Consider the following 24223-nt stretch of genomic DNA (forward strand, 5'->3'; position numbering starts at 1 on the left):
AACAAAAAAACGGAGCCGAAGCTCCGTCTTTTCAATATTGTGCAGGTCTCCGCAAAATTTTAATCAAACCGTTTTGCGATTTCCTTGCAGGGTTTTGCATAACCGGCTTTTACCGGTGATGACCCTCTCAACCCTGATGAAGCTGAACCGCCATAAAGATGCGGATAAGCATTGGCTCCAAGTCTTTTGGTGGTTTTGCCTACATTTTCAAGGGCATCACCTACAACCCACCAGTGACCATCAATGAAAACCTCCAGAAACCGTCCATAAGTTTCAGCTGCGTTTGTAAATGCTCCTGATATGTTGCTCATGTCCGCTTGTTTTTGATGTTAGTCACTACTATTAGAGGAATTTAAGAAATAGACGGATGATTAAAAAATTATTTTCTGCCCGATAAACAACGCGCAACGTTTTCAACTATTACTTTTTGTGTTCAACCAGGCCCATCTTAATGCGGGATGTTCGGGTAAAAAAGATGATTGAAATCAGTGAAGAAAATCCGGGCAAGCTCGGGTTCTGCTACCTTGAGGCGTGAATAGACCTCCAGGCTTTTACTTTGATGGCCATGCTCAAGATAATCATGGCCGAGGTTGAACAGGGCGATATTATTTTCCGGATTGATGCGCAGTGCCTCCTGATAGGCGGCCAGCTCTTCAGTTTCGTTAAATGCCGTTCCATGGGCAACGCCAAGGCAGACCCATGCATTTGAATTTTGGGGATTGATGCGTACAGCCTGCTGATAGGACTCAAGAGCCTTGGTGAACTGACTCATATCCCGATAGGAAAAGCCCAGTTTGAGCCAGCCGTCAGAGTTTTCCGGATTGATACGCACCGCTTGCTTGAACGCCTCAATTGCCTTGGCGAACTGACCTGTTTTTTGATAGGCTGATCCCAGATTGAGCCACGCATTGCTATAGTCCGAATTGATCCGTACAGCTTTCTGGAATGACTCAATCTGTTTATCCTGCCGGCCAATCCGGCCATAGATAATACCCAGTTGAGTCCATGAACCGGCGTTATCCGGAGATATTCGAAGCGCCTGTTGATAAGCATTCAGGGACTTTTCACTGTTTCCGGTCTCGTTATATCGTTATGCCAAGATTGATCCAGCTGTTTTCCAGATCAGGATCAAGAGAGACCGCTTGCAGATAGGCTTCGATTTTTTTGGTCTGCTGACCCGCGCGTCCATAGGCCGCTCCCAGATCAGACCAGTAATGAGCATTGGCGGGATTGATCCGTACCGCTTCCTGATAGGCAGGAATAGCCTTTGACAAGTCTCCATTCTGGATATAGGCATACCCCAGATATCTCCAGGATGAACAGTTTTGTGGCTGTGTTGTCGACCAGCGCTGGCAGATATCAAGCAGAGAGATCCAGTCCTGCTGCTCCACTTCGGCATTTACTTTATTCACCCATTCGGTTGCCAGTTCATTTGTTTTGGTTTGAGCCGCATGGCGGTTGGGCAGATCGATAATCCACTCGACGGGCAGTGCGAAATTCAGCTGCTGACCCTGATTGAGAAAATAGGTGGGTAAACCGATCAGACGGCCATTTTCATCAAACAGCCCGCCTCCGCTTGATCCAAGTGAAATAGGCGCAGTTGTCTGGATATAATACCCTTTTTCAACTTCACGCAAGCGGGAGACAAGTCCGTCAGAAAAGGTGAGTTCAAGTCCCTTTGGAGAGCCTATGGCATAGACTTTTGCTCCAACGCTGAGCGTTTTGGTATTGCCCAATCTGACGTGTAAAGCTTGAAGGCCGGGCGTGTCAAGTGAGCATAGATCCCTGAAGCGGTCAATATATCTTGGTTTTGCCGGATACTCCTTGCCCTGATAGATCACCGTTATCCTGCCGGCTTTTTCTATGACATGATAATTGGTCGCCACATCCCCTGATGGCAGTACAATACCGCTACCCAGGCTTTGCAGGTTACCGTTATCACCATAATTGTAGATAGCTACGACGCTTTTTGATGCTTGCCGGAAGACGTCAACAGCATTTTGCGGCTCTGATTGATACCTTGATCTGGTACGGAGATGGTGCCTTGAACTGACGTGTCTTCCATGTCTTGATTTTGCCTTTGCTTCAAACGGTGTTGCCGGTGCAACAACAAGAGCGCAGAGCGCAGTAAGGCAGAGTTGCCGAAGATAGACGCGCAGCCGGTATCTTTCTGCAGGAGCAGGGCAAAGGGCGCGCGATATGCATGAGTTACCGTTTTTTTTCATCATGGCGCGCACTGCGGTTCAAAGGGAGTTAAACTGATTGCAATACTTTAATATTCATCAAACTTTTTAATATTACCAAGAGGCAATGTGTGACATTAATGTGAAAAGATCTTTGTTAAATTCGCTTGTTTTTCGGCATACTATCCTGGTTTTTCGTTGGGTTTTCCCTGCGCATTGCTGGTAATGGCTCTGCTTTTATATAGTTATAAGCAAAGGGTATGGCCGGTGTGAGCAGAAAATCAGGGGCTGCAAATCGGTTGATAGTTTCGGCTGCAATTTTTTTTCCGGGTTATTTCTTTTGCTTCTGTTTTTTAAAGTTGTGTTGTTTTTTTTAAGTCAATTCTTTTTGTGTGTATGGGAAAAGTAATGCCTTACAAGGGTGTATGGCCGAGGTTACATGAGACGGTTTTTATGACCGAAGGCTCATTTGTTATCGGTGATGTCGAGATCGGTGCGCTTTCAAGTATCTGGTTCAATGCGGTGGTGCGGGGTGATGTCTGCCCGATCCGTATAGGCGAGAAGACCAGTGTGCAGGATAATGCAACCCTTCATGTGACCCATGATACCGGTCCGCTGAACATAGGAAACTGTGTGACGATAGGTCACGGTGCGGTGCTGCATGCCTGTACGGTCAGGGATTATGTGCTGATAGGCATGGGTGCTGTTCTGCTTGATGACTGTGTTGTCGAGCCGTATTCGATTGTTGCCGCAGGTTCGCTCGTCCGGCAGGGCTTTACGGTGCCATCGGGAATGCTGGTTGCCGGTGTTCCGGCAAAGGTTATGAGGCCGATAACAGAAGCGGAGCGTCGAAATATCGAGGAGTCACCGGAGAACTATGTGCGTTATTCGCAGAACTATCGTGATGACGAACAGCAGGCGTAAGGGGAGCAAGAAACCTGTCAGGATCTGTTTTTTGCCTCCTCTGCTGCCGGGAACATGGTCAATGCTCAATTTTTTCAGCGGTGATCTTCACTGTTTTCGCTAAATTGCTACCGAAAATGTTGTATAGTTAGTGGCGAGAGGCGGGGATTCTTTTTTTAATCCGGCCGCGCCTGTTTTGTTAACTCCTTTACCCTGAAATACTTTGGCATTTATGATGCAAAACGATGTCGTTGTTGTCGGCGGCGGAATCAGTGGACTGAGCCTTGCCTACTATTGTGTGAAGGCCGGCCTGAAAACGACGCTGCTCGAAAAAAACGACACAACCGGAGGTTCTTTCGCTTCCCACCAGTACCATGCAAACGGGAAGAAATTCTGGCTGGAACTTGGAGCCCACACCTGCTACAGCTCGTACCAGAATCTGCTTGATATTGTTGAAGAGAGCGGAATCATGAATACGATCATTCCCCGTGAAAAGGTTCCTTTCTCCCTCTATATTGACGGCAAAGTCAAATCGATTGTCTCCCAGCTCAATTTTCCGGAACTGCTTTTTGCTGCTCCAAACCTCTTCAAGCTGAAGAAAACCGGCCAGAGTGTCAGGTCCTACTATTCAAAAATTGTAGGGGAGAAGAACTATAATGAGGTGATCAGCCACTTTTTTAATGCGGTTCCCTCCCAGCCAACCGACGATTTTCCTGCCGACATGATGTTCAAAAGCAGGGAGAAACGCAAGGATGTGCTTAAAAACTATACCTTTACTCACGGACTCCAGAGCGTGGCAAAGGTGATTGCTGCAACCAACGGTCTGAACATCTTTACAAGCCGCGAGGTGAGTTCGATCGAGTATGTTGATGGCCGCTATATTATCAGGGGCGGCGATGATGGCGGTGCATATTCTGCCAAAACACTGGTTCTTGCTACACCTTCCGCAGTCTCTGCATCACTTTTGCGGGATATTAACCCGGATATAGCCACACATCTCGGTCAGCTCAAAGCTGCTGAGGTCGATTCTGTCGGCGTGATTGTACAAAAGGCAAATATCTCACTCAAACCGGTCGCTGCGCTGATCTCTCCGAATGATATCTTCTATTCGGTCGTGTCACGTGATACGGTGGCTGATGAGAATTTTCGTGGTTTTACCTTTCATTTCAAGCCGGGCCTTGACGACAAGACCAAAAGAGCACGGATTACCGAGGTAATCGGCGTCAGCATGTCGAAAATCGAGCACACGGAGGCAAAAGTCAACACCGTACCGACGCTCCGTCTCGGTCACCACCAGTGGCTCGAAAGGATGGAGAGTATGCTTTCCGCCAAAAAAAATCTGCTTTTGACCGGCAACTATTTCGGTGGTATGGCTATTGAGGATTGTGTGAGCCGCTCGAAGAGTGAATTTGCACGGCTGAAGGGTTAAGCAAACAGCATATCCGGGCTGCCAGGCCCGGTATCAGCCAATAGTTTTGTGCCTATGGACAGTGTAGCGGAATTCTGGAGTTTGTTACAGGGCCCATACCTCATTCCTGCAGTTATTTTTCTGCTTGCCACTCTTTTTTATCTGGCAGCGAACACGCTTTTCCGGAAAGTCATTGCCGCTGTCCGCTTCTCACTCAAGGGGGTCACGGTTCCCTATGAACTGATGGCATGGCCGTTCAGGATGCTCATCACCCTCATTGGACTCTCCGCACTGCTGCACTCCATTGCACTCCCCGCGGGGCTGCATGAAATTCTGCGCCACGCTTTGCTCATCGTCGCCGTTATTGCCGTCGCATGGTTCATGATGCGCCTCTTCAGGGTCTTTGAACACATTGTTTTGCAGCACTATTCCTCCAGAGTCCGGGAAAATGAGGCGGCCAGGAAAATCTCCACCCATGTCAGCCTGGCGCGCAAGATTCTCAATGTGCTGATTGTTCTTCTCGGTGTTTCGTCGGTGCTGATGACCTTTGATACGGTTCGTCAGGTCGGGCTGAGCATTCTTGCTTCGGCAGGTATTGCCGGTGTCATCCTCGGTTTTGCCGCACAGAAGAGTCTTGCTACCCTCGTGGCGGGGATCCAGATTGCCATAACCCAGCCAATCAGCATCGGTGATGTTGTGGTCGTTGAAAATGAGTGGGGTCGCATAGATGAGATCACCCTTACCTATGTGGTTGTGCAGCTCTGGGATCAGCGCCGCCTGATTGTCCCCATCACCTGGTTTATCGACCGTCCCTTTCAGAACTGGACCCGCACTTCGCCGGAGCTGCTCGGTACGGTTCTCTTTTCCATGGACTACCTCATCCCGCCTGACACAATACGAACAGAACTTGAGCGCATTGTCGCTTTGACACCGCTCTGGGACAAGCGGGTTGTCAAGCTGCATGTGACCAATACCACGGAGCGATCGGTTCAGATGCGGGCGCTTGTCAGTGCGGCCAACTCTTCGGATCTCTGGGAGCTGCGCTGCTTTGTGCGCGAAGCGCTGATCGAGTTTCTTCGGGCCAGATTCCCTGAAGGATTGCCGAAACTGAGGATGGAGATGGAGCGGAATATGCCGCCGGGTGAAGCATAGGCACCTGCAATAAATCTATTCCGCGATTCGATTGCTTGGTTGGGCAGTGCCAGTAGTGGTGCTATAAAAAAATGTGGATTTTTTGTTTTTTTCCCTTAGTTTCGCTGACCATTCTGATCGTTGCCTGTGCCGGGCCATCTCTTTCTCCTCAGCGGGAAAGGTGAGAGCCTGCCGGCAGAGGTCCGGGTTGCATAAGGTAAATATTTCGATCAGTTTAAACAGGAGGACGCATGGCTAAAGCCAAAGAGGGAGATATTGTAAAAGTACACTATACCGGAACGCTGGATGACGGCACCATGTTCGACACATCGGCTGATCGCGAGCCGCTTGAGTTTACCATCGGCGGAGGGCAGGTTATACGCGGTTTTGACATCGCCGTGATGGATATGGCACCCGGAGAGATCAGGGTCTCGGTTATCGCTCCCGAGGATGCCTACGGAGTACACAGCAGGGAGCTGGTTACAGACGTTGACCGCGAACGCTTTCCTGCCGATATGGAGCTTGAGATCGGTCAGCAGCTTCAGGTCGGGCTTACGGACGGCCAGCAGGCTATTGTGATGGTGGTCGATCTCAGCGACACCTCGGTTACGCTTGACGCCAACCATCCGCTTGCCGGTCAGACCCTTACCTTCGAGATCGAACTGGTTGAGATCGTCTGATTTATCAGATCGGTCGGATCAGGCAGATCGGACTGATCGTTTTTGTTATTTTTGAGAGTAAAGCGTATTATTTAGCGTAAAAATGCGGGTTATTTTGCCGACTTTTTCTTGATCAGTCGGATCAGACAGATCGGACGGATCAGTCTGATTGTATTCGAGCTGCGGAACAAATTGATAGAAGAGCTGTCCTAAAGACATTCTCATTATCTCAGCATGAACCGGACCAAAAAGCTTCGACCGAGCGGCGGTTATCGTAAGAGTGCCGGTTTTCAGACGGCCACTCTGATCTACGATGCTACGTACTGGTTTTGCGAGAAGTTCATTGATTCGAGATCGCGGACGCTCGATCAGATGATCCAGGCGGCCCGTTCAGGACGGCAGAACATAGCTGAAGGTAGCCGTGCTGCGGCAACCTCTTCCCAGACAGAACTGCGGCTGATCAATGTTGCCCGGGCCAGCCTTGAGGAGCTTCTGCTTGATTTTGAGGACTATCTTCGCCACCGGCGCCTGCCGATGTGGACAGTATCAAGCATGGAAGCTCAGGCAGTTCGCGAAGTGCCGAAACGGTTCAAAAGAGATCAGTCGGATCTGACCGATCTGACTGATCAGGAACGATGGAAGCTTTATGCTCCATGGCTGGAGCATGACAGCCCTGAGGTTCGGGCCAATGCGATTATCTGCCTGATCCATCAGGCGAATTACCTGCTCGACCGGCAGATTGCCGCACTGGAGGCAGCCTTTGTTGAAGAGGGAGGTTACAGTGAGCAACTTGCTGCAGCCCGTCTGGTCGAGCGGGCTCGCAAGCGTGAGGAACTTCACCGGGAGCCGGAATCGGGCGATTCCATTCCCTCGTGCCCGCAATGCGGCAAGCCCATGGTGTTGCGGACAGCAAAGGCCGGAATAAACGATGGCAAACAGTTTTGGGGCTGTAGCGGCTACCCCGAGTGCAAAGGGGTAGTGAAGGTTTGATTGATCAGTGCACCGAGCATGATATGCAGGGGTCGTATGAGCGCACCACCATTTCGCAGAGCTTTTCAATCTCCCGGTCATTTTTTCCTTTTTCGAGCGCCCACTCCGCTACAGCCTTCAGGTCAAGGTTGATGTTGGCGTTGTTCTGCGTTGTTGGAATGATGCAGTCCGCCCTGACCACCCTGCCTTCAGCATCGGTCTCCAGGTGGTGGTAGAGGATGCCCCGCGGCGCTTCAACGGCACCGGTGGCTGAGCCTGCTTGCGCTTTCCACGGAGTTTTGACTGCCGACAGCTCCATGTCGAGGAGTGAATCAATCAGCAGTTCGGCATCCTCAAGAATATGCACGCACTCGACAAGCTGCGCAATATTGTTCATGAAGGGGTTGTGGCATACCGGCCTTAGGCCTAAGCTTTCAGCCGCCTTCAGCGCTTCAGGGTGCAGAAACGCGCTGCTGTTGTTGAACCGGGCAAGCGCCCCTGCCGCAGAGGTTTCACGGCTGAGCCGGGTGAATTTCGAGGTTGAAAACTCTTTTGTATACTCGTTGGTCATCAACAGATACTCATTTTCGTCCCTCTTAATGCCATCGCTCGAAATGAGACAGCCGCCGATCGAAGGGTAGCTTGTGCTGTTGGAGAGGGAAATGAACTCGGTTTCGCGGCTGAAATCCGGAATGGCAAGCGACCGGAAAAAGGCACAGGCGGTTTCAAGCAGCGGTTTTCTCTCCCGGATCATCTTCTGCAATGCGGCAAGCGCTGCTTTATCAGGAGCTTTGCTGAGCCCGCCTACCACAAGGCTGACCGGATGGGTGCAGCGTCCGGTGGTGACGCGGCTGATTTCGTTGCCAAGCTCCTTGAGCTGGAGCCCCGCCCTGACGATGTCGGGGTGTGACTCCATGAGCGGCAGAATGCTTGCGGTACCGGCAAAGTCGGGCGCGGCAAGAAAGAAGAGGTGGAGCGCATGGCTCTGCAGGGTTTCTCCATGCATGGCCAGCAGCCGTGTTTTTTCCGCCACTGCCGGAGGCCTGATATCCATGGCCCGTTCAAGCGCCCTGATGCTCGCAAGCGCGTGGCTGATCGAGCAGATTCCGCAGATTCTTGAGGTCAGAAAAGGGACCCGTTCGGCACTCATCCCTTTGAGCATCACTTCAAAAAACCTTGGTGTTTCAACAACGGTCCAACGGGCCTCAATCAGTTGGCCCTCCCTGGCGGTGATGGTGATGTTTGCATGCCCTTCAACTCTCGTGAGGTGGTGGATAGCAATAGTGTAGTCCCGCTTCATGGGGTGAATGCGTCAAAGGCGTTGTAAAAAGCAAGTTTTTCCTGCAGGTCGCTCCGGCTGAGCTCCCGCTCTCCGACCAGATGGAGGAATGCCTCCATGTTTATCTCCTCTGCCGGGCCACGGCAGCCAAGGCAGGGGGTTTTACCGGTTGTGCATACCGCATGGCATCCGGCACGGGTGATAGGGCCGAGGCAGATTTCGCCCAGCTCAAAAAGGCAGGTGTTAAGCGCAGCCTTGCACTCAACGCAGACCGGATATTTCGGGAGTGTCACCAGTGAGCCGGTCACCAGACTTATGATAATGCGCTCCACCTCCTCTTTTGCAACCGGGCAACCGGGTATGGAGAGATCAACCTTGACCACCTCGCTGATTCTGCGCACCGGCATGGTTTCGACATTCATCTCCCCATAGACCTCGCTTACGGCGGCTTCCCCGGAAACCCGGTTTTTCAGGCTGTTGACCCCTCCGAAACAGGCGCAGGTACCGAAGGCTACCAGCACTTTTGCCTGGCGGCGGATTGCCAGAAGCCGCTCCACTTCGTCGCTTCGACTGATGCTCCCCTCGACAAGGGCGATATCATAATCCTCATGGCGCCCGGAGGAGATCTCCCTGAAGTTTCTGATGTTGAGCAGCCGGAGAAAGTCGGCAAGCGTTGACTCCCGGTTGGCAAGCTGCAACTGGCACCCTTCACAGCAGGTAAAGTCAAAGGAGGCTATTTTCAGCTTTTCAAAGCGTAATCCCTGTTGATTCATGCGCTACAGTGCTAAATGGCTTCCTTGAGATTCATGACCGACCAGTAGTCAAAGACCGGCCCGTCAATACAGGTAAAGGTGGATCCGACCATGCAGCGGCAGCATTTGCCCATGCCGCAGTGCATTCGCCGTTCAAGCGACACAAACATCCGGTTCATCGGTATGCCCAGCCGGTCAAGCCAGCCGCAGACAAACTTGAACATCACCGGCGGACCGCAGACAATGGCATAGGTTGTTGCCGGATCGATGACAATATCATTAAAGAGATCGGTGATCATGCCGGTTTTGCCTGTCCACTCTTCGGAACCATGCTCGACAATGGTGTGCAGTCCGATATGGCTGATCATATCCCACTCGTTGAACTGCCAGGTAAAGAGCAGTTGTGACGGATCTTTTGCCCCGTAGAGCAGACTGACATCAAGAAAGCGGTTGCGGTGCTCGTTGATCCAGAAGAGTGGCGCGCGAAGCGGCGCAATGCCGAGCCCTCCGGCAATCAGCAGGACGTTATGACCGGCCATCTCATCCATGGGAAACGATGATCCGAAAGGGCCCCGTATGGCTACACGGGCTCCCTCACCGGCATTGAAGAGTGCTGTGGTCACACTGCCGGCCTTGCGGATACAGAGTTCGAGAAACTCGTGGTTGCTGCTTGAGCTTGATATGGAGATCGGTACTTCTCCGTAACCGGGGAGTTCCAGCATCAGAAACTGGCCCGGCCGGAACCTGAACAGTGCTCTCTCCACCGGGTCGATAATGCGGATCTGGAAGAGTTTTTCCTGCGGGGTGAGCCGGACAATATTGGTGACGGTGCATTTATAGCCCATGTCGGTATTCATCACCTCCGAGCGGCGGTTGAAGTCCGGCACCGATGATGCAAAATCCTCCCGGTTCAGCTCCTGGCGGGGGATGACGAAACGCTGGTCGTGCATGTATCCTTCTCCAGTCTTAGGTCGTTGATGACATCCTTCGGGTTGATTCCCGCAAGACATGCTTTTCCGCACCGGTTGCATCCAACACAGATCTGCTGGTTGGCATTTTCGGCAAACCCCCGGTGCTGATGGTAGAAGCGGTATTTGAGCCGGTCGCCGTTCTTCGGACGGAAGTTGTGTCCGCCCGCAACAGCGGCAAAGTCGACAAGGTTGCAGGAGTAGAGTCTTTTCCGGCGAAAGGAGCTTTGCAGGTCTGGCTCGAATGACTCCTCAACCGAGTAGCAGTAGCAGGTCGGGCAGACCATGGCGCAGGTTCCGCAGCTGAGGCATTTATCGCCCCATTTTTTCCAGACAGGGGAGTCAAACTCGATGTCGAGAATTGCCGGAAGTCCGGTGACATCAATCTCGGTTCGAAAACTGCTGCTGATGAGCTTTCGGCGTTCAGCCAGACGGCAGTTTTCATCGTATTGAGGATCACGGGTTTCAAACTCCCTGAGAAAATTGAAGGCTTTGGAGGAGTTGATGGCCAGATAGTACTCATCACCGATATCAGAACAGAAGAGGTTGACCCCGGTTGGCACGGTGTGATGGTTCATCGACTTGCAGAAGCAGTCGGGAAGCGGCAGGTGATCCATGCCGATCACAAAGGTGTTTTTGCGTTTAGCCAGATAGTAGGGAGAGGGGAAGTGGCCGTTGAGCAAAACATCGTCAAGAATGTTCAGTGCGCTGATATCGCAGGCCCGGAGCCCGATAACGACTACGGGATTGGCTTCGTAGGATACACTTTGATCCCAGTCGCCATCATGAAATTGAAATTGCGACAGCTTCTCGCGAAAGGGGAGAAAAAAATGCTTTGCTGACGAAGCCGTTCGGGTGTAGTCGAATGCTATCTCATCAATCGAGGATACGGGTTGAAACTGGTAGACCGGCTCTCCACGGCTGTCGGTATCGACCAGGCGAGGCCCGAATGAGCTGTTGCTCCGTACCAGCGCATCAACAAACCGTTGAAACTCGGCTTTGGATATGATTTTATAGATCATGGACCTGCTCTCCTTTCCTTGTGCGGTTCTGTATGAGTATGCCGATGCACGTTACGTAAAGGTACACAAAAGCTTTCACGAGGAGAAGAGGCTCTTTTTTTGAGCAATGGGGGAAAAGGACGAAACGGGTTTATTTGCGTTGAGCCCAGTATCCAGGTCGTCGCATGTGATGTGCCACAGCCAGAATCCGAAGCTCTTCAGGGGTAACCTGGTAGATGATGCTGTATGGAAACCGACGGAGAAGATATCGGCGTCGAGTGCTGCGAAATTCAGTGCCAAGCAGAGGATTTGCAAGAACTTTACTGGCAGTTCTTTCAAACTCGTCAATAAATGCAAGGCCTAACTCAGCATTTGCTTTTAGTGTATAGAATTCAGCAGCATCGTGCAGTTCATCAAGTGCTGCCGGTGAGATAACGAGCTTCACTTCAGTGCAGCGCGAACTTTTGCAAGTGCATCAGAGAGTGGGATGAGTTGTACCACTCCATTTTCAATATCCTCTATTCTTCTCGCAGTTTCGATATCCCAAGCCTCTTCAATTCCTGTATCTTCATCAAGACTGGATAGCAACAATTGGGCGAGAGCAGCTCTATCACCGGCGGATAGTTTCAGTGCTTCAGCTTCGAGCAATTCGAGTTGACTTCCCATGACTAAGGTTTCAGTAGAGTTTATACAATAAACGTAAGTTATATAATGCAAATGTAAAGAAAACCGTTCACCAGGAGAATATAGTGTGGGCGGAAAAGGAGAAAAGGGAGAGCAGGGAAGGAGAAAAAGGATTTATTTTCTTTTTTCAAGCAGATAGACCTTGTCGTTTTTACGAACCTTTGCACACTTAAGGGTGACGTTGTCCCCTTTATGGGCATCGTTATCGGGAAGGTCGTTGGTGAGAAAGGCGTCGGCCATGATGGTGACCACTCCGGTTTTCGGCCCCTGGATCGAGAGTTTTTCCCCCTGTTTGAGGCCGCGGGCGAGAATGATAATCTCGGCAACGCCTGCTTTCGGGTAGTATTTTCTGATATCACCGATAAAGGTTTTTTTCTCCTTCGCGAGTGAACCGTACTCCTGTACCCAGGCATCAAGCGGTTTGCCGAAATAAAACCCTTTTGAAAATCCCCGGTTGTAGACGGTGGCAAGATCCTCCTTGAGCTTTGTCGTCAGTTCACTGTACTCCTTTCTGAACTGTGGATCATTGCGACGGTTTATACAGAAGTCGATTGCCGTGCGATAGGCAGCTGTTGCCGTATGCACATATTCAGGGCTGCGGCTGCGCCCCTCAATCTTGAAGGCGGAAATACCTGCATCAATCAGCACATCAATAAATTCAATGGTGCAGAGGTCCTGGGGACTCATGACATAATCGGTGCCAAGCGCAAGCTCCTTGTTCTCCTCCGGATCGGTAATGATGTACTCCCTGCGGCAGGGCTGAACGCATTGACCGCGGTTGGCCGAACGTCCGAAAATATCCTGCGACATAAAACAGCGCCCCGACACGGCAACGCACATGGCGCCATGCACAAAGCACTCAATCTTCACGCCGAGCCCGTCATCCTTTATTTTGTCGGTAATATGGCGTACCTGTTCAATGGTAAGCTCTCTGGCCAATACAATCATCTTTGCCCCGAGCGAGGCATAGAATTTTACCGCACTGTAGCTGCTGACCGATGCCTGTGTCGAGATATGAAACGCCATATCGGCGTTCCGGCACGCTTCAATAACGGCCATATCCGAGCAGATTATGGCATCGAATCCTGCTTTTTTTGCTGCGGTCACGGTCTGCTTCATCCTTTTCAGCTCACCGTCATAGACAATGGTGTTCAGCGCCAGGTACCCTTTGGCATGGTACTCCTGGCAGAGGGCTTGAATGGCCGGAAAGTCCGCAGGGGTGAAGTTGCTGCTTCCGGCCCGCATATTGTAGCCTTCAGCGCCAAAATAGACCGCATCAGCCCCGGCCTTCAGCGCAGTGAGCAGCCCGGTCATGTCGCCCGCAGGCGCAATCAGTTCAACAGAGTGTGCAGGAATTTTTGTCACAAGCATGGGGTTCAATTATCCGCTACCCTTCAGAATAACAATATGGCGGCAATTATGAATAGAAAAGAGGATTTTTTTTGTCGGGAGGTGGGTAAAAGGGTGGTGACAAAAGAGAGAGGGCAAACACACAGGTTTGCCCCTACAACACCAATCCAAAATCCAACATTCAGAATTCAGAATCTCTTCAACCCGGCAATGATAGGGCGCCGGTTGGGCAGCTTTCGGTCATGATGGTGAGGTCGATGGTGGTGCCGTGAAGTTGTTCGATCATGCGCACACAGATACCGCAATCCACGCACTTTTCGCGCTCCATGCTGATTTCAGCACTTTCTGCCTTGTAGAATCCGGGATGGTCGTGCTGCACGGTTATCCGGGAGGGGAGGTAGCGGGAGGCGAGTTCGCGCAGGCGGCAATCAGCAATGGCGTTGCAGCGGCACTGGAGGCAGCGCTCAGCCTCTTCCCGGGCAGATTCAGCGGTATAGCCGGTTACAACTTCATCAAAACATGTTGTGCGCACTTCGGGGGTCAGCTCCGGAACCGGCACTCTCCCGGCAGGAGATTTCTTCTGGTAGAATGCTTCCGGTGCTTCATCGCGTGCTCCAAAGGAGGAGTTGAAAGCGGGTTTTTCTGCCACAACAGCTTTGCCGCTGAGGAAGAGATCAATAGCGTGAGCAGCCCGTTTTCCCTGGGCTACGGCCTGGATTGCAAGGTCAGCTCCGCTCACGCAGTCACCACCGGCAAAAATCCAGGGGGTTTCACTCTGGAGGATTTCGGGATCTACCAGCAGTTCTCCGCCACTTCCGCTCTCTATCGCTGCCGCTCCGGCGGCTGCTGAATCTACCTTCTGGCCGATGGCGGAGATGATGGTATCGGCCTTAACCGTGAATTCCGAGCCCGGAACCGGCACCGGTCTTCTCCGTCCGCTCTCATCGGGCTCTCCCTGCTCCATTTTGATGGCGGTTATTTCAAGCATGTCATTGAGTGAGCGGATGCTTGTCGGTGCGACCCGTTCGACAATGGTGACTCCTTCGGCAAGAGCCTCCTCTATTTCGGCACGGTTGGCAGGCATATCCTTGATGGTTCGACGGTAGAGTATCGTGACGCCGGATGCTCCGAGCCGTATGGCTGTTCTTGCCGCGTCAATGGCCGTATTGCCGCCACCGGTCACTACCACGCGTGCTCCGGGTAGCATTTGAGGAGCAAAAGCAGATTTACGCAAAAAAGAGATACCGCTCACGACTCCTGGAGTATCTTCACCGGGAATGTTCATGGTTGAAGCTTTCTGTGCACCGACGGCAAGAAAGAGGGCGTCAAACTCACTCTTTACGGCGTTCAGTGTGACCGCTGTGCCGAATTCGGAGTTGAAACGGAACTCGATACCCATATCCCGCAGGGTTGCAAGGTCACTTTCGATGACCGATTCGGGCAGCCGGAAGCGGGGGATACCGTAGCGCATCATACCTCCGGCCTCTGTTCCGGATTCAAGAACAGTTACAGCGTGGCCCTTGCGGCGAAGAAAGAACGCAGCGGTAAGACCGGCCGGTCCGCTGCCGACTATGGCAACCTTTTTGCCGCTGTTTTCCGGGAGTTCAGGCAGATATCGCTCACTCGCCTCTGCATCACAGTCAGCGGCATAGCGCTTCAGTGCGCAGATCGAAACGGGGTTGTCGATACCGTGTCTTCTGCACTCATCCTCACATGGTGCAGGGCAGATCCGGCCGAGAATTCCGGCGAGGGGGATACTCTCCTTGATGATTTTTATGGCCTCCCGCTCATCATGGCGGGCAATGGCATCAATAAAGTCGGGGATATCGCATCCGGCAGGACAGGTCAGCTCGCAGGGGCCCATGCAGTCTCCGCTGTGCTGTTCAATGATGCGTTCAATCGACTGCCGCCTCATTAAGCTGAGCGCCTCGTTTTCAGTTTCAACCACCATTCCCTCAATCACCAGTGTGTCGCAGGCAGGCACAAAACGGTTTTTCCCCTTGAGTTCAACAATGCACATCCAGCATGAACCGGTTGCATCAAGCGACTTGTTGAAACAGAGTGTCGGGATTTCGATTCCTGCAGCTGTGGCGGCGTCAAGAATTGTTGCGCCGGGAGCCACCGTAACAGGCCGTCCGTTGATGGTCAGAGAGAGTTCATTCATGTCGGTATCTTCAGGAGAAGTTGCTTTCGATATAGTTTGCCACCTTTTCAAGGAGCCACATCGGTGTTGAGGTTGCGCCGCAGATACCGGCACTGGCAACACTGCTGTCGTTAAGGGAGAGGAACCACTCAGGTTGAATCTCCTCGACATCCTCGATGAAGTAGCTCCGGGGATTAGCATCCCTGCAGATATTGTAAAGCACCTGGCCGTTTGAACTTTTTTTGCCGGCCACAAAGATGATCACCTCATTGGCAAGTGCAAAATCGTGCAGCTTCCGGTTGCGGCTTGATACCTGGCGGCAGATGGTATCCTTGAAGATATGGCAGGGCATGGAGCGGACACCGGTCATTTCGGCCGTAATATCAATGTCGCGTATTGCTATCCACTCAGAGGGTGCGCCGGGAGAGAATCGTGCTTCAAGATTCCGCTTGAGTTCATAAAATCCCGGAACATCCATCGTGGTCTGGCTGATGAGCGCGGTTTTTTTTGCTGCGTCAAGAGCCTTTATCTCTTCCGGGTCACTGAGGTCGGCATGCTTGATGATAATGGCGCTGTTGGCACACTGACCGTTGATGCCGATAACTTCAGGATGGGTCGGCTTGCCGTAAATGATGATCTGGTAGCCCAGTTCATGCAGCGCTCTGGTTGTTCGCTGAAGCCGGGAGACGACAGGGCAGGTGGTATCGGTAACTTCAAGATTGTTCGCTTCGGCAATTTTGTAGGTCGATGGGGGCTCCCCGTGAGCCCTGATGAGGACTTTGGCGTTTTTAAGCTCCCTGAATGCGGCTTCATCAATCGTGACAAGTCCGAGCGCTTCCAGCCGTTTTACCTCGGCCTCATTGTGGACGACATCGCCGAGCGAGAATAATCCCTGGGGGTCCTGGAGTTTTTCTTCAGCGACATGGATGGTGCCCTGCACTCCTATGCAGAAACCTGATGAAGTACGGTCGAGGTTTACTTTCACGCTGTAGAGATTAAGGTCAATAGGAAAAGTCAAAAGTAACAACTGTGACGGCAAAAGGCAAAGGTGAAAAAGAGGGGAGTGGCTATTTCCGGTATTAGGGCACCTCTATTTATTGTCGTGAGAAGCCCGGGAACAAGGCGGATGGAGCACAGAAACCGGAGTGTACAGGTTGTACATGAGTATTTCGAGCACCACCCAACGCAGTAATCGGGTTTCGGAACAAATAAATAGAGGTGCCCATTATACCTCCACCAGTTCGACGTCCGGCAGCTCCGAACCCATAAAAAGCTGGTAGAGCTGGCTGAATTTCTGAGGCAGATCGCTCACCAGCAGGTGAGGAACTGACGGGGTTGCAGCAGGGTTGAGCAGAGCGGACTCGGTGAGAAGCTCTTTTGTTTTGAGGGCAACCGCTTCTGCCGAGTCGATTATGCGGATGCCGGGTCCGACGATGTCAGCAATCACCCGCTTAAGGATCGGGTAGTGCGTGCAGCCGAGTACAAGAGTATCGATATCATGCTTGCGGATCTCTGCCAGATACTCCCCGGCAATGAGTTTTGTGGCAGGGTGGTCAATAAAGCCCTCTTCGGCGAGCGGAACAAAGAGCGGACAGGCTTTTGATATAACCCCTGCTTCCTCATTCAGCAGATTGATCTCCCGTGCATAGGCGTTCGAGCAGACCGTCGCCTGGGTTCCTATAACCCCGATGCGGTTGTTTCCGGTCACCTGTACAGCCAGTTCAGCACCGGCTTTCAGGACGCCGATAACCGGGATGCCGCTGCACGATTTTTCAACCACGTCAAGAGCAAGGGCGGAAACGGTATTGCAGGCAACAATAATCAGTTTGGGCTGATAGCGCATGAGTATGGCGGTATCGTCAGCGGCGTACTTGCGGATGGTAATCTGGGATTTCGGTCCGTAGGGAACGCGAGCTGTATCGCCGAAGTAGATCAGCCGCTCGGCGGGGAGAGCCGCCCGGATCGCCTTGACCACGGTCAGCCCTCCGATACCGGAGTCAAAAATGCCTATCGGACTTTCAGGGGTGACTTTATGGTGCAGCATGGTTTAAACGATATAGTGCGCCGTAAAAAGTGATCTTTTAATCTTTATGGGACCCATAACTCCTATAGGTTCCATAGGTCCTATTCTTCAAACATTGAATCGGAAGACTATCACATCCCCGTCCTTCACAATATACTCCTTTCCTTCCGAACGGAGCTTGCCGGCCTCCTTGACCTTCTGCTCCGAGCCGAGTTCAATCAGGTCATGGTAGAACATCACTTCGGCACGGATGAACCCCTTTTCAAAATCCGAATGAATGGCAGCAGCCGCTTCCGGCGCGGCGGCACCCTTGCGGATGGTCCAGGCATGAACCTCCTTGACACCTGCGGTAAAATAGGTTTGCAGGCCGAGCAGGTCATAGGCGGTCTGGATCAGGCGGTCGAGACCCGACATCTTCAGTCCGAGGCTTTCAAGAAATTCCGGGCGATCCTCTTCGGGGAGTTCGGCAATATCGGCTTCTGTCCTTGCGCTGATAATGAGCATTTTCGAGCCCGATGCCGCGGCAATCTCGGCAACTTTCCTTGTATAGGCGTTTCCGTCAACAATATCATTTTCGGCTACATTGGCGGCAAAAAGGATCGGCTTGGTCGAGAGCAGGAAGAACTGTTTGGCCATCTCCTTCTCTTCATCCGTTTCAATCAGCTTGCGGGCAGGAATGCCTTCACTGAGGCCGCTGATGATCTTTTCAGCCAGGTCAACCTGCAGGAGCAGCTCCTTCTCCTTTTTGGCGTTTTTCCGCAGTCGCTCGATTCTGCGTTCCATACTGTCAAGATCGGCCAGCATCAGCTCCGTTTCAATGGTAATGATGTCATCTGCCGGGTCAATCCTGCCTTCAACATGGATAATGTTCTCGTCATCAAAACAGCGTACGACATGCACAATGGCATCAACCTCCCTGATATGAGAGAGGAACTGGTTGCCGAGTCCCTCGCCGTTGCTTGCACCTTTTACCAGTCCGGCAATGTCGACGATTTCAAGCGTGGTCGGCACCAGTGTCGGGGTTTTAACCACATTGGCGATCAACTGCATCCGCTCGTCCGGAACAAGGACTGTTCCTACATTGGGCTCAATGGTACAGAACGGGTAGTTGGCGGCTTCAGCCTGTTTGGCCGTGATGGCGTTGAAAAGCGTAGACTTTCCGACATTTGGCAGTCCTACAATGCCGCAGCGAAGTGACATAACAGAATAGGTTTATTGAATAGAGAGACCATTGCATTATGCGCATGGCTTTAACATGTAACCATTAAGTTTGGAAAAAGCAAATATATTTTATAAAATGACAGGCCAAATTGGAATTTTACAGTGAAACAGGAAATCGGGAAAAAGCGTATCATTATCGCCATAGACGGGCCGGCTGCATCCGGAAAAAGTACGACAGCCAGAAAGGTAGCAGAGAAGCTCGGATACACCTATATCGATACCGGTGCAATGTACCGGGCAGTAACCTTCAAGGCACTCAGAGAGGGTGTTCTTGAGGGATTGCGACGCTCTCCCGGGAGCGTTTCGGGTTTGCTTGATACGATTTCCATAGAGTTCAGGGGCGACCGTGTCATTCTTGACGGCAGTGATGTTACTGCCGAGATCCGCGATAACCGGGTGAGCCGTGAGGTGAGTTTTATCAGTTCACTCAAACCTGTTCGTGACCGGCTCCGCCGGATGCAGCAGGATCTTGGCCGACAGCGCGCAGTGGTCATGGATGGTCGCGACATCGGAACGGTTGTGTTTCCCGATGCTGAACTGAAAATATTTCTTGTTGCTGATGCCCGCGAACGGGCGAAGCGGCGGTATGCCGAACTGCTTCTGAAGTCTCCGGAAGGCGCGGAACTGCCGGATCTTGATCTGCTTGAGGATGAAATAAAGCAGCGTGATGAGGAAGATACCCTGCGGGAGCACGCTCCGCTGAAAAAACATCCTGATGCTGTTGAAATTGATACATCGGATTTAACTATAGAGAGTCAGGTAGAGAGAGTATACACGCTTGCTCTTGCTGCCGGGACGAAGTGACGTTATTTTTCATCAACCATAAAACCACATGCTGTAATCTCTCGCGGCAAGCTGGCTAATTCAAAGAGAGGAAGGAAAAAATTAATGGCAGAAGCATTTACATCACAGGACAAAAAGGTCAAGGAAAGACCCGCAAGGAAAAAAATCAAGGTTTTTGCACACTACGAAGCCGCTGAACTTGCACAGATGGAGCAGCTCTATTCGAGCACGCTCAATGAAATTACCGAAGACGAGATTGTAAAGGGAAGAATCGTTTCGATATCCAACAAGGATGTCACGATTGATGTCGGCTTCAAGTCGGAAGGCATCGTATCCCTGCTTGAGTTCCGCGATGACGATGAGGTCAAGGTAGGCGATGATGTTGAAGTGTACCTTGAGAACATTGAGGACAAGATGGGACAGCTCATTCTTTCAAAGAAGAAAGCTGACGTCCTGAGAATCTGGGACAAGATCTATGATTCAATTGAAAATGATACCATCATCAACGGAAAGATCATCAACCGCGTCAAGGGCGGTATGACCGTCTCTCTCTCCGGTGTTGAGGCCTTCCTTCCCGGTTCGCAGATCGATGTCAAGCCGGTTCGTGACTTTGATGCGCTTGTCGGTCAGACCATGGACTTCAGGGTTGTCAAGATCAATCCTGTTACACAGAATATTGTTGTCAGTCATAAAGTTATCCTCGAAGAGGAGTACGCTGCACGTCGTGAAGAGATGCTTGCCAATATCAAGGTGGGTATGGTGCTTGAGGGTACAGTCAAGAACATTACCGACTTCGGTATCTTCGTCGATCTCGGCGGTCTTGACGGTCTGGTGCACATCACCGACATCACCTGGGGCAGAATCAATCATCCTTCAGAGGTTGTTGATCTTGATCAGCCGATCAAGGTTGTTGTTGTCGGCTTTGACGAGAACACCAAGAGAGTCTCTCTCGGCATGAAGCAGCTTGAGTCACATCCGTGGGAAAATATCGAACTCAAATATCCTGTCGGTTCAAAAGCACAGGGTCGTGTTGTATCCATTACCGATTACGGCGCTTTTGTCGAAATAGAGAAGGGTATCGAAGGTCTTGTTCACATCTCCGAGATGAGCTGGACACAGCACATCAAGCATCCGGGTCAGTTTGTCACCCTTGGTCAGGAAGTGGAGTGTGTGATCCTCAATATCGACAAGGATCATACCAAGCTTTCGCTCTCCATGAAGCGTGTCAACGAAGATCCATGGATTGCGCTTTCCGAGAAGTATATCGAGAACTCCCTGCATAAGGGAACAGTCAGCAATATCACCGATTTCGGTGTCTTTGTCGAGCTTGAACCCGGTGTAGACGGTCTGGTTCACATTTCCGACCTCTCCTGGACCAAGAAGATCCGCCATCCAAGCGAGCTGGTCAAGAAGAACCAGGAGCTTGAGGTCAAGGTGCTCAAGTTTGACGTACACGCACGCCGTATTGCTCTCGGTCACAAGCAGATCAATCAGGATCCGTGGGACGAATTCGAACAGAAGTATGCTGTCGGAGCCGAAACCTCCGGTGAGATTTCACAGATCATTGAGAAGGGCGTTATCGTCATCCTCCCTGGTGATGTGGACGGATTTGTTCCGGTATCACACCTTCTTCAGGGCGGCGTGAAGGATATTCACTCTTCATTCAAGATTGGTGATGGACTGCCGCTTCGGGTCATTGAGTTTGACAAGGAGAACAAGCGCATCATTCTTTCAGCTCTTGAGTATTTCAAGGACAAGAGCAAGGAAGAGATTGAGGCCTACCTGCTGGCTCATCCGAATGAGAAAAAGGAGATCGAGGCGGCAACTGCCGAGCTTGAACCCCCGATCAAATCGGCTGACAAAAAAGCCGCAGAACCAAAACCGGCAGAGAACTAAGGTTCACTGCTGATTACACAGTACAAATGAGAAAAGCCTCGCAAGTCGGGGCTTTTCTCATTTCTGCAACACTATTAATTGTTATGAGCGTTTAGATGTTCAATCTTCGGCCGGGCTCAGGCTTGAATTCGAGAGATAGCCCCGTCAATCATGAGATCAATCCTTATTCTGCTGTCGGAGCAACATTGCGTTGCGGCTGATTTCTTCGATAGTCAATTCCTCATCCAACTCTTGCCTCCACTGGGTGTAATCAAAGCGTTCCCTTTGAATGAGAGCAATAAATCTTTCAGCCCCAACATCGCCAAGGCACTGAGAAAGGATATGAATGCCTTTTTGCTTTATCTCTGTATCGGTAATCACAGGGGTACCTCCTTGATGAATGGATACGGGAAAAATTTATAATATGTAACGTGTATTGCTCAAGCAGTGGCACGAAATCTATTAATATCCATAGCTTTTCAGGTAGTTCTGATTCTTTCGCCAGTCCGGGCGGACTTTGATGAAGAGTTCAAGGAAGACCGGCCTTCCGAGCAGCTCCTCGATATCCTTTCTTGCGGTCTGACCGAGTTTTTTCAGCGCAGCCCCCTTGCTGCCGATCAGGATCTGTTTCTGGGTCTCACGCTCAACGATAACCGAACATCGGATCAGATCCTTTCTTGACGGATCATTTTCATGCTGCTCGCGGAACTCATCAATAACAACCTCGGTGGAGTAGGGAACCTCACGGCCATAGAGCAGAAATATTTTTTCACGGATGATTTCACTTACAAAAAACCGTTCCGGGGCGGTGCTGAGCGTATCTTCCGGATAGAGCGGGTAGTTAAGCGGGAGATATGGCTGAATTGTTTCAATCAGGGCGGGGAGGTTACTCCCTTTCAGGGCTGAAACCGAGAGGACGGCTGCCGGATTCCAGGTATTTCGAACAAAGGCTTCAGCTTCAAGTTGTCGCTCCTCGGTGACAAGGTCACTTTTATTGAGGACGGCAATAATCTTTTTTCCCGAAGGCTTCAGCCAGCTGCTGAAGAGCTCTTCAGCGAACTCCCGGTCAAAAAACTCCTTTTTGCCGGAGTAGGGAAGAAGGGCGATCACGATGTCGGCATCTTTGAGGGTTTCGCGGATGACAGCGAGCATGGACTCGTGCAGTTTCTGCTGCGGCTTCATGATTCCCGGTGTATCAAGAAAGATAATCTGGCACTTGTCGTTGTGATAGATACCGGTGATTTTCTTTCTTGTTGTTTGCGGCTTTGGTGTTACAATAGAGAGTTTATAGTCGAGCAATTCGTTGAGCAGGGTGGATTTGCCGGCATTGGGCGGACCGATGATAATGGCGAAACCGCAGGAAAACTTTGTGGCAGTCATGTTTTTTTATGAAGTGTTCAATCGCTTTACACAATACTATACTAAATTATAGTATCTGAAGATAATGCAAACAGGGCAATACAACTGATCGATGCAAAAACAAAGCGAGCTTGATAAATGGCTTTTGCTTCCCATGGCCGGACTGATTGTTCTCGGCTTGATGGCGGTTTTCAGTGCAACACATGGCAGCGGTGATCCGACACTCTTTTACCGGCAGTTTGTATGGGGCATTATCGGTGTTGCTGCACTGGCCTTTGTCTACTATAATGATGTGCGTGTTATAAGGGATAACTCCTATCTTTTTTACATGATCGGCATTCTCCTTCTGGTGGTGGTGCTGATTTTCGGAAAAAAAATTGCAGGGCAGACCAGTTGGGTGAGAATCGGATTTTTCAGCTTTCAGCCCTCTGAAATAGCCAAAATGGCGACTATTCTTGCCTTGTCACGATTTCTTTCCGATGATGATACCGATATTCTCTCCATACCCCATCTCATGATTGCACTTGGCATTCCGCTCCTTCCTGCCCTGCTTATCATGATGCAGCCCGATATGGGGACTACGCTTACCTGCCTCTCTTTTATTGCACCGATGATTATAATGGCCGGCTTTGATATCTATATTCTCATGCTGCTTGTTTTTCCTGTTCTGCTTATGCTGACCGGTTTTATCAATATCTATGCTGTTATTGTTCTTTTTCTTTTGCTCTTTGGTCTGCTGGTTTATGTCAGGAAGAAATATCAGATGCATCAGTTGTTTGTTCTTGTATCAGGTCTTGTTGCCGGAATATTTACCAACCGGTTTGCAGCCGAAATACTGAAGCCGCATCAGATGAAAAGGATTCAGACTTTTCTTGATCCCATGTCTGATCCCCAGGGAGCCGGATACAATGTTCTTCAGGCAAAAATAGCAATAAGTTCGGGTGGACTTTTAGGTAAAGGCTTTCTGCATGGAACACAGACACAGCTCCGTTTCATTCCTGCCCAATGGACAGATTTTATTTTTTGTGTTATTGCTGAAGAGTTGGGATTTCTTGGTGCAGCGCTTTTGATTGCCTGTTATCTTGTACTTATTCTCAGATTGATCTGGGCAATCTTCTCAATTAAAAACAGGTTTGTCGAACTGACGCTTGCCGGTTTTGTTTCATTGTTGTTTATCCATGTTGTCATCAATATCGGCATGACCATCGGTCTTATACCGGTCATCGGTGTTCCTCTGCCTTTTGTCTCCTACGGCGGTTCTTCGCTTGTGGGTAATATGATTATGGTGGGACTTGCCCTGAATTTTTTCAGAAACAAACGAAATCTGGGGTATTAAAACGAAGAGATTATAACAGAAAACGCACCGGGGTGCGTTTTCTGTTTCTGGCTTCTGCGGGTGGTGGTGTGTGTTATTTTATTTTGTAACCTAAAAGTCGGATAAGGCGCGCACGTTAACGGATAAGTATCACTATTTAGGGGTTACTGAACAAATCGAAGTTGCTGTCAAACTGCCATTGGGTACGTGACCGCAG

The 24223-nt window shown here is 50.8% G+C and carries 24 protein-coding genes and 1 pseudogene; 8 read left to right on the forward strand and 17 right to left on the reverse strand.

The genetic code is table 11. The features are described from left to right. Nucleotides 1-59: 59 nt before the first annotated feature. From BOO20_RS08760 to BOO20_RS08770, 4 genes and pseudogenes are all read right to left on the reverse strand, one after another. Nucleotides 60-311 (reverse strand): bacteriochlorophyll c-binding family protein, encoded by a 252-nt coding sequence (locus tag BOO20_RS08760; protein WP_006366276.1) that lies wholly within the window; start codon nucleotides 309-311, stop codon nucleotides 60-62. Nucleotides 312-448: 137 nt separating this feature from the next. Further along, nucleotides 449-772 carry a tetratricopeptide repeat protein gene (locus BOO20_RS13375; protein WP_368665435.1) on the reverse strand — a complete coding sequence of 108 codons (324 nt, stop codon included), beginning with the start codon at nucleotides 770-772 and terminating at the stop codon, nucleotides 449-451. Between the two features lie 6 nt (nucleotides 773-778). Beyond that, nucleotides 779-1057 (reverse strand): annotated as a pseudogene (locus tag BOO20_RS13380) (tetratricopeptide repeat protein); the annotation flags it as partial. Nucleotides 1058-1082: 25 nt separating this feature from the next. Further along, nucleotides 1083-2228: a trypsin-like peptidase domain-containing protein gene (locus tag BOO20_RS08770; RefSeq protein ID WP_076792123.1), complete on the reverse strand. Its 1146-nt coding sequence runs from the start codon at nucleotides 2226-2228 to the stop codon at nucleotides 1083-1085. A gap of 351 nt (nucleotides 2229-2579) precedes the next feature. On the opposite strand from BOO20_RS08770, the gene BOO20_RS08775 reads away from it, so the two are divergent. The 5 genes from BOO20_RS08775 to BOO20_RS08795 all read left to right on the forward strand — a co-directional run bounded on the left by BOO20_RS08775 (nucleotide 2580) and on the right by BOO20_RS08795 (nucleotide 7274). Beyond that, nucleotides 2580-3107 (forward strand): gamma carbonic anhydrase family protein, encoded by a 528-nt coding sequence (locus tag BOO20_RS08775; RefSeq protein WP_076792124.1) that lies wholly within the window; start codon nucleotides 2580-2582, stop codon nucleotides 3105-3107. A gap of 211 nt (nucleotides 3108-3318) precedes the next feature. Continuing rightward, nucleotides 3319-4515: an NAD(P)/FAD-dependent oxidoreductase gene (locus BOO20_RS08780; protein ID WP_076792126.1), complete on the forward strand. Its 1197-nt coding sequence runs from the start codon at nucleotides 3319-3321 to the stop codon at nucleotides 4513-4515. A 54-nt stretch (nucleotides 4516-4569) separates the two neighbouring features. Next, the gene (locus BOO20_RS08785) at nucleotides 4570-5646 is read left to right on the forward strand and encodes a mechanosensitive ion channel family protein (RefSeq protein WP_076792128.1); all 1077 of its coding nucleotides are present in this window, start codon (nucleotides 4570-4572) and stop codon (nucleotides 5644-5646) included. A gap of 230 nt (nucleotides 5647-5876) precedes the next feature. Then, nucleotides 5877-6305 (forward strand): peptidylprolyl isomerase, encoded by a 429-nt coding sequence (locus BOO20_RS08790; protein WP_076792129.1) that lies wholly within the window; start codon nucleotides 5877-5879, stop codon nucleotides 6303-6305. Between the two features lie 213 nt (nucleotides 6306-6518). After that, the gene (locus BOO20_RS08795; protein WP_076792131.1) at nucleotides 6519-7274 is read left to right on the forward strand and encodes a four helix bundle suffix domain-containing protein; all 756 of its coding nucleotides are present in this window, start codon (nucleotides 6519-6521) and stop codon (nucleotides 7272-7274) included. A 4-nt stretch (nucleotides 7275-7278) separates the two neighbouring features. Here BOO20_RS08795 and BOO20_RS08800 read toward each other — a convergent pair whose 3' ends face one another. From BOO20_RS08800 to ychF, 11 genes are all read right to left on the reverse strand, one after another. Further along, entirely contained in the window at nucleotides 7279-8553 is a 1275-nt protein-coding gene (locus BOO20_RS08800; RefSeq protein WP_076792132.1) for a Ni/Fe hydrogenase subunit alpha, read from the reverse strand. Continuing rightward, on the reverse strand, nucleotides 8550-9305 hold the full coding sequence (locus BOO20_RS08805) for an NADH:ubiquinone oxidoreductase (protein ID WP_076792134.1): 756 nt from the start codon (nucleotides 9303-9305) through the stop codon (nucleotides 8550-8552). Before BOO20_RS08805 ends, BOO20_RS08800 begins: the two co-directional genes overlap by 4 nt. 11 nt (nucleotides 9306-9316) lie before the next feature. Further along, nucleotides 9317-10141 carry an FAD/NAD(P)-binding protein gene (locus BOO20_RS08810; protein ID WP_076792160.1) on the reverse strand — a complete coding sequence of 275 codons (825 nt, stop codon included), beginning with the start codon at nucleotides 10139-10141 and terminating at the stop codon, nucleotides 9317-9319. A gap of 53 nt (nucleotides 10142-10194) precedes the next feature. Then, the gene (locus BOO20_RS08815; protein WP_076792135.1) at nucleotides 10195-11274 is read right to left on the reverse strand and encodes a 4Fe-4S dicluster domain-containing protein; all 1080 of its coding nucleotides are present in this window, start codon (nucleotides 11272-11274) and stop codon (nucleotides 10195-10197) included. A gap of 130 nt (nucleotides 11275-11404) precedes the next feature. After that, the gene (locus tag BOO20_RS08820) at nucleotides 11405-11698 is read right to left on the reverse strand and encodes a type II toxin-antitoxin system RelE/ParE family toxin (RefSeq protein WP_076792137.1); all 294 of its coding nucleotides are present in this window, start codon (nucleotides 11696-11698) and stop codon (nucleotides 11405-11407) included. Next, nucleotides 11695-11919, reverse strand: a complete 225-nt coding sequence (locus BOO20_RS08825; RefSeq protein ID WP_076792138.1) for an addiction module protein — start codon at nucleotides 11917-11919, stop codon at nucleotides 11695-11697. Before BOO20_RS08825 ends, BOO20_RS08820 begins: the two co-directional genes overlap by 4 nt. A 132-nt stretch (nucleotides 11920-12051) precedes the next feature. Next, complete coding sequence (locus BOO20_RS08830; RefSeq protein WP_076792140.1) at nucleotides 12052-13308, reverse strand: peptidase U32 family protein; 1257 nt, start codon at nucleotides 13306-13308, stop codon at nucleotides 12052-12054. 178 nt (nucleotides 13309-13486) lie between these two features. Further along, the gene (locus BOO20_RS08835; protein WP_076792141.1) at nucleotides 13487-15451 is read right to left on the reverse strand and encodes an FAD-dependent oxidoreductase; all 1965 of its coding nucleotides are present in this window, start codon (nucleotides 15449-15451) and stop codon (nucleotides 13487-13489) included. Between the two features lie 10 nt (nucleotides 15452-15461). Further along, nucleotides 15462-16415: a 4-hydroxy-3-methylbut-2-enyl diphosphate reductase gene (locus tag BOO20_RS08840; RefSeq protein WP_076792162.1), complete on the reverse strand. Its 954-nt coding sequence runs from the start codon at nucleotides 16413-16415 to the stop codon at nucleotides 15462-15464. A gap of 240 nt (nucleotides 16416-16655) precedes the next feature. After that, nucleotides 16656-17474, reverse strand: coding sequence for a glutamate racemase (gene murI, locus BOO20_RS08845; RefSeq protein WP_076792143.1), 819 nt, complete (start codon nucleotides 17472-17474; stop codon nucleotides 16656-16658). 87 nt (nucleotides 17475-17561) lie between these two features. Then, a complete protein-coding gene (gene ychF, locus BOO20_RS08850) occupies nucleotides 17562-18653 on the reverse strand; it encodes a redox-regulated ATPase YchF (protein WP_076792144.1) in 1092 nt (363 codons plus the stop codon). Between the two features lie 123 nt (nucleotides 18654-18776). Here ychF and cmk point away from each other — a divergent pair, with 123 nt between their 5' ends. Together cmk and rpsA are read left to right on the forward strand one after the other, a co-directional pair. Further along, a complete protein-coding gene (gene cmk / locus BOO20_RS08855; RefSeq protein WP_006366260.1) occupies nucleotides 18777-19478 on the forward strand; it encodes a (d)CMP kinase in 702 nt (233 codons plus the stop codon). Nucleotides 19479-19562: 84 nt separating this feature from the next. Next, nucleotides 19563-21353, forward strand: a complete 1791-nt coding sequence (gene rpsA / locus BOO20_RS08860) for a 30S ribosomal protein S1 (protein WP_076792146.1) — start codon at nucleotides 19563-19565, stop codon at nucleotides 21351-21353. Nucleotides 21354-21509: 156 nt separating this feature from the next. On the opposite strand, the gene BOO20_RS08865 is transcribed toward rpsA, so the two are convergent. Both BOO20_RS08865 and era read right to left on the reverse strand, forming a co-directional pair. Further along, nucleotides 21510-21713, reverse strand: a complete 204-nt coding sequence (locus BOO20_RS08865) for a hypothetical protein (RefSeq protein ID WP_076792147.1) — start codon at nucleotides 21711-21713, stop codon at nucleotides 21510-21512. An 81-nt stretch (nucleotides 21714-21794) separates the two neighbouring features. Beyond that, nucleotides 21795-22712: a GTPase Era gene (era, locus tag BOO20_RS08870; RefSeq protein ID WP_076792149.1), complete on the reverse strand. Its 918-nt coding sequence runs from the start codon at nucleotides 22710-22712 to the stop codon at nucleotides 21795-21797. A gap of 91 nt (nucleotides 22713-22803) precedes the next feature. Between era and rodA the strand changes: the two genes are divergently transcribed. Next, the gene (rodA, locus tag BOO20_RS08875) at nucleotides 22804-24027 is read left to right on the forward strand and encodes a rod shape-determining protein RodA (protein ID WP_076792151.1); all 1224 of its coding nucleotides are present in this window, start codon (nucleotides 22804-22806) and stop codon (nucleotides 24025-24027) included. The last annotated feature ends 196 nt before the right edge of the window (nucleotides 24028-24223 follow it).

The sequence above is a fragment of the Chlorobium sp. KB01 genome (genome assembly GCF_001975465.1).
Lineage (GTDB): Bacteria > Bacteroidota > Chlorobiia > Chlorobiales > Chlorobiaceae > Chlorobium.

Bases quoted from the DNA above. Each gene is read 5' to 3' on its own strand.
- BOO20_RS08760 (WP_006366276.1), bottom strand. From the start codon at position 311: ATGAGCAACATATCAGGAGCATTTACAAACGCAGCTGAAACTTATGGA.
- BOO20_RS13375 (WP_368665435.1), bottom strand. From the start codon at position 772: ATGAGTCAGTTCACCAAGGCTCTTGAGTCCTATCAGCAGGCTGTACGC.
- BOO20_RS08770 (WP_076792123.1), bottom strand. From the start codon at position 2,228: ATGATGAAAAAAAACGGTAACTCATGCATATCGCGCGCCCTTTGCCCT.
- BOO20_RS08775 (WP_076792124.1), top strand. From the start codon at position 2,580: ATGGGAAAAGTAATGCCTTACAAGGGTGTATGGCCGAGGTTACATGAG.
- BOO20_RS08780 (WP_076792126.1), top strand. From the start codon at position 3,319: ATGATGCAAAACGATGTCGTTGTTGTCGGCGGCGGAATCAGTGGACTG.
- BOO20_RS08785 (WP_076792128.1), top strand. From the start codon at position 4,570: ATGGACAGTGTAGCGGAATTCTGGAGTTTGTTACAGGGCCCATACCTC.
- BOO20_RS08790 (WP_076792129.1), top strand. From the start codon at position 5,877: ATGGCTAAAGCCAAAGAGGGAGATATTGTAAAAGTACACTATACCGGA.
- BOO20_RS08795 (WP_076792131.1), top strand. From the start codon at position 6,519: ATGAACCGGACCAAAAAGCTTCGACCGAGCGGCGGTTATCGTAAGAGT.
- BOO20_RS08800 (WP_076792132.1), bottom strand. From the start codon at position 8,553: ATGAAGCGGGACTACACTATTGCTATCCACCACCTCACGAGAGTTGAA.
- BOO20_RS08805 (WP_076792134.1), bottom strand. From the start codon at position 9,305: ATGAATCAACAGGGATTACGCTTTGAAAAGCTGAAAATAGCCTCCTTT.
- BOO20_RS08810 (WP_076792160.1), bottom strand. From the start codon at position 10,141: ATGAATACCGACATGGGCTATAAATGCACCGTCACCAATATTGTCCGG.
- BOO20_RS08815 (WP_076792135.1), bottom strand. From the start codon at position 11,274: ATGATCTATAAAATCATATCCAAAGCCGAGTTTCAACGGTTTGTTGAT.
- BOO20_RS08825 (WP_076792138.1), bottom strand. From the start codon at position 11,919: ATGGGAAGTCAACTCGAATTGCTCGAAGCTGAAGCACTGAAACTATCC.
- BOO20_RS08830 (WP_076792140.1), bottom strand. From the start codon at position 13,308: ATGCTTGTGACAAAAATTCCTGCACACTCTGTTGAACTGATTGCGCCT.
- BOO20_RS08835 (WP_076792141.1), bottom strand. From the start codon at position 15,451: ATGAATGAACTCTCTCTGACCATCAACGGACGGCCTGTTACGGTGGCT.
- murI (WP_076792143.1), bottom strand. From the start codon at position 17,474: ATGCTGCACCATAAAGTCACCCCTGAAAGTCCGATAGGCATTTTTGAC.
- ychF (WP_076792144.1), bottom strand. From the start codon at position 18,653: ATGTCACTTCGCTGCGGCATTGTAGGACTGCCAAATGTCGGAAAGTCT.
- rpsA (WP_076792146.1), top strand. From the start codon at position 19,563: ATGGCAGAAGCATTTACATCACAGGACAAAAAGGTCAAGGAAAGACCC.
- era (WP_076792149.1), bottom strand. From the start codon at position 22,712: ATGACTGCCACAAAGTTTTCCTGCGGTTTCGCCATTATCATCGGTCCG.
- rodA (WP_076792151.1), top strand. From the start codon at position 22,804: ATGCAAAAACAAAGCGAGCTTGATAAATGGCTTTTGCTTCCCATGGCC.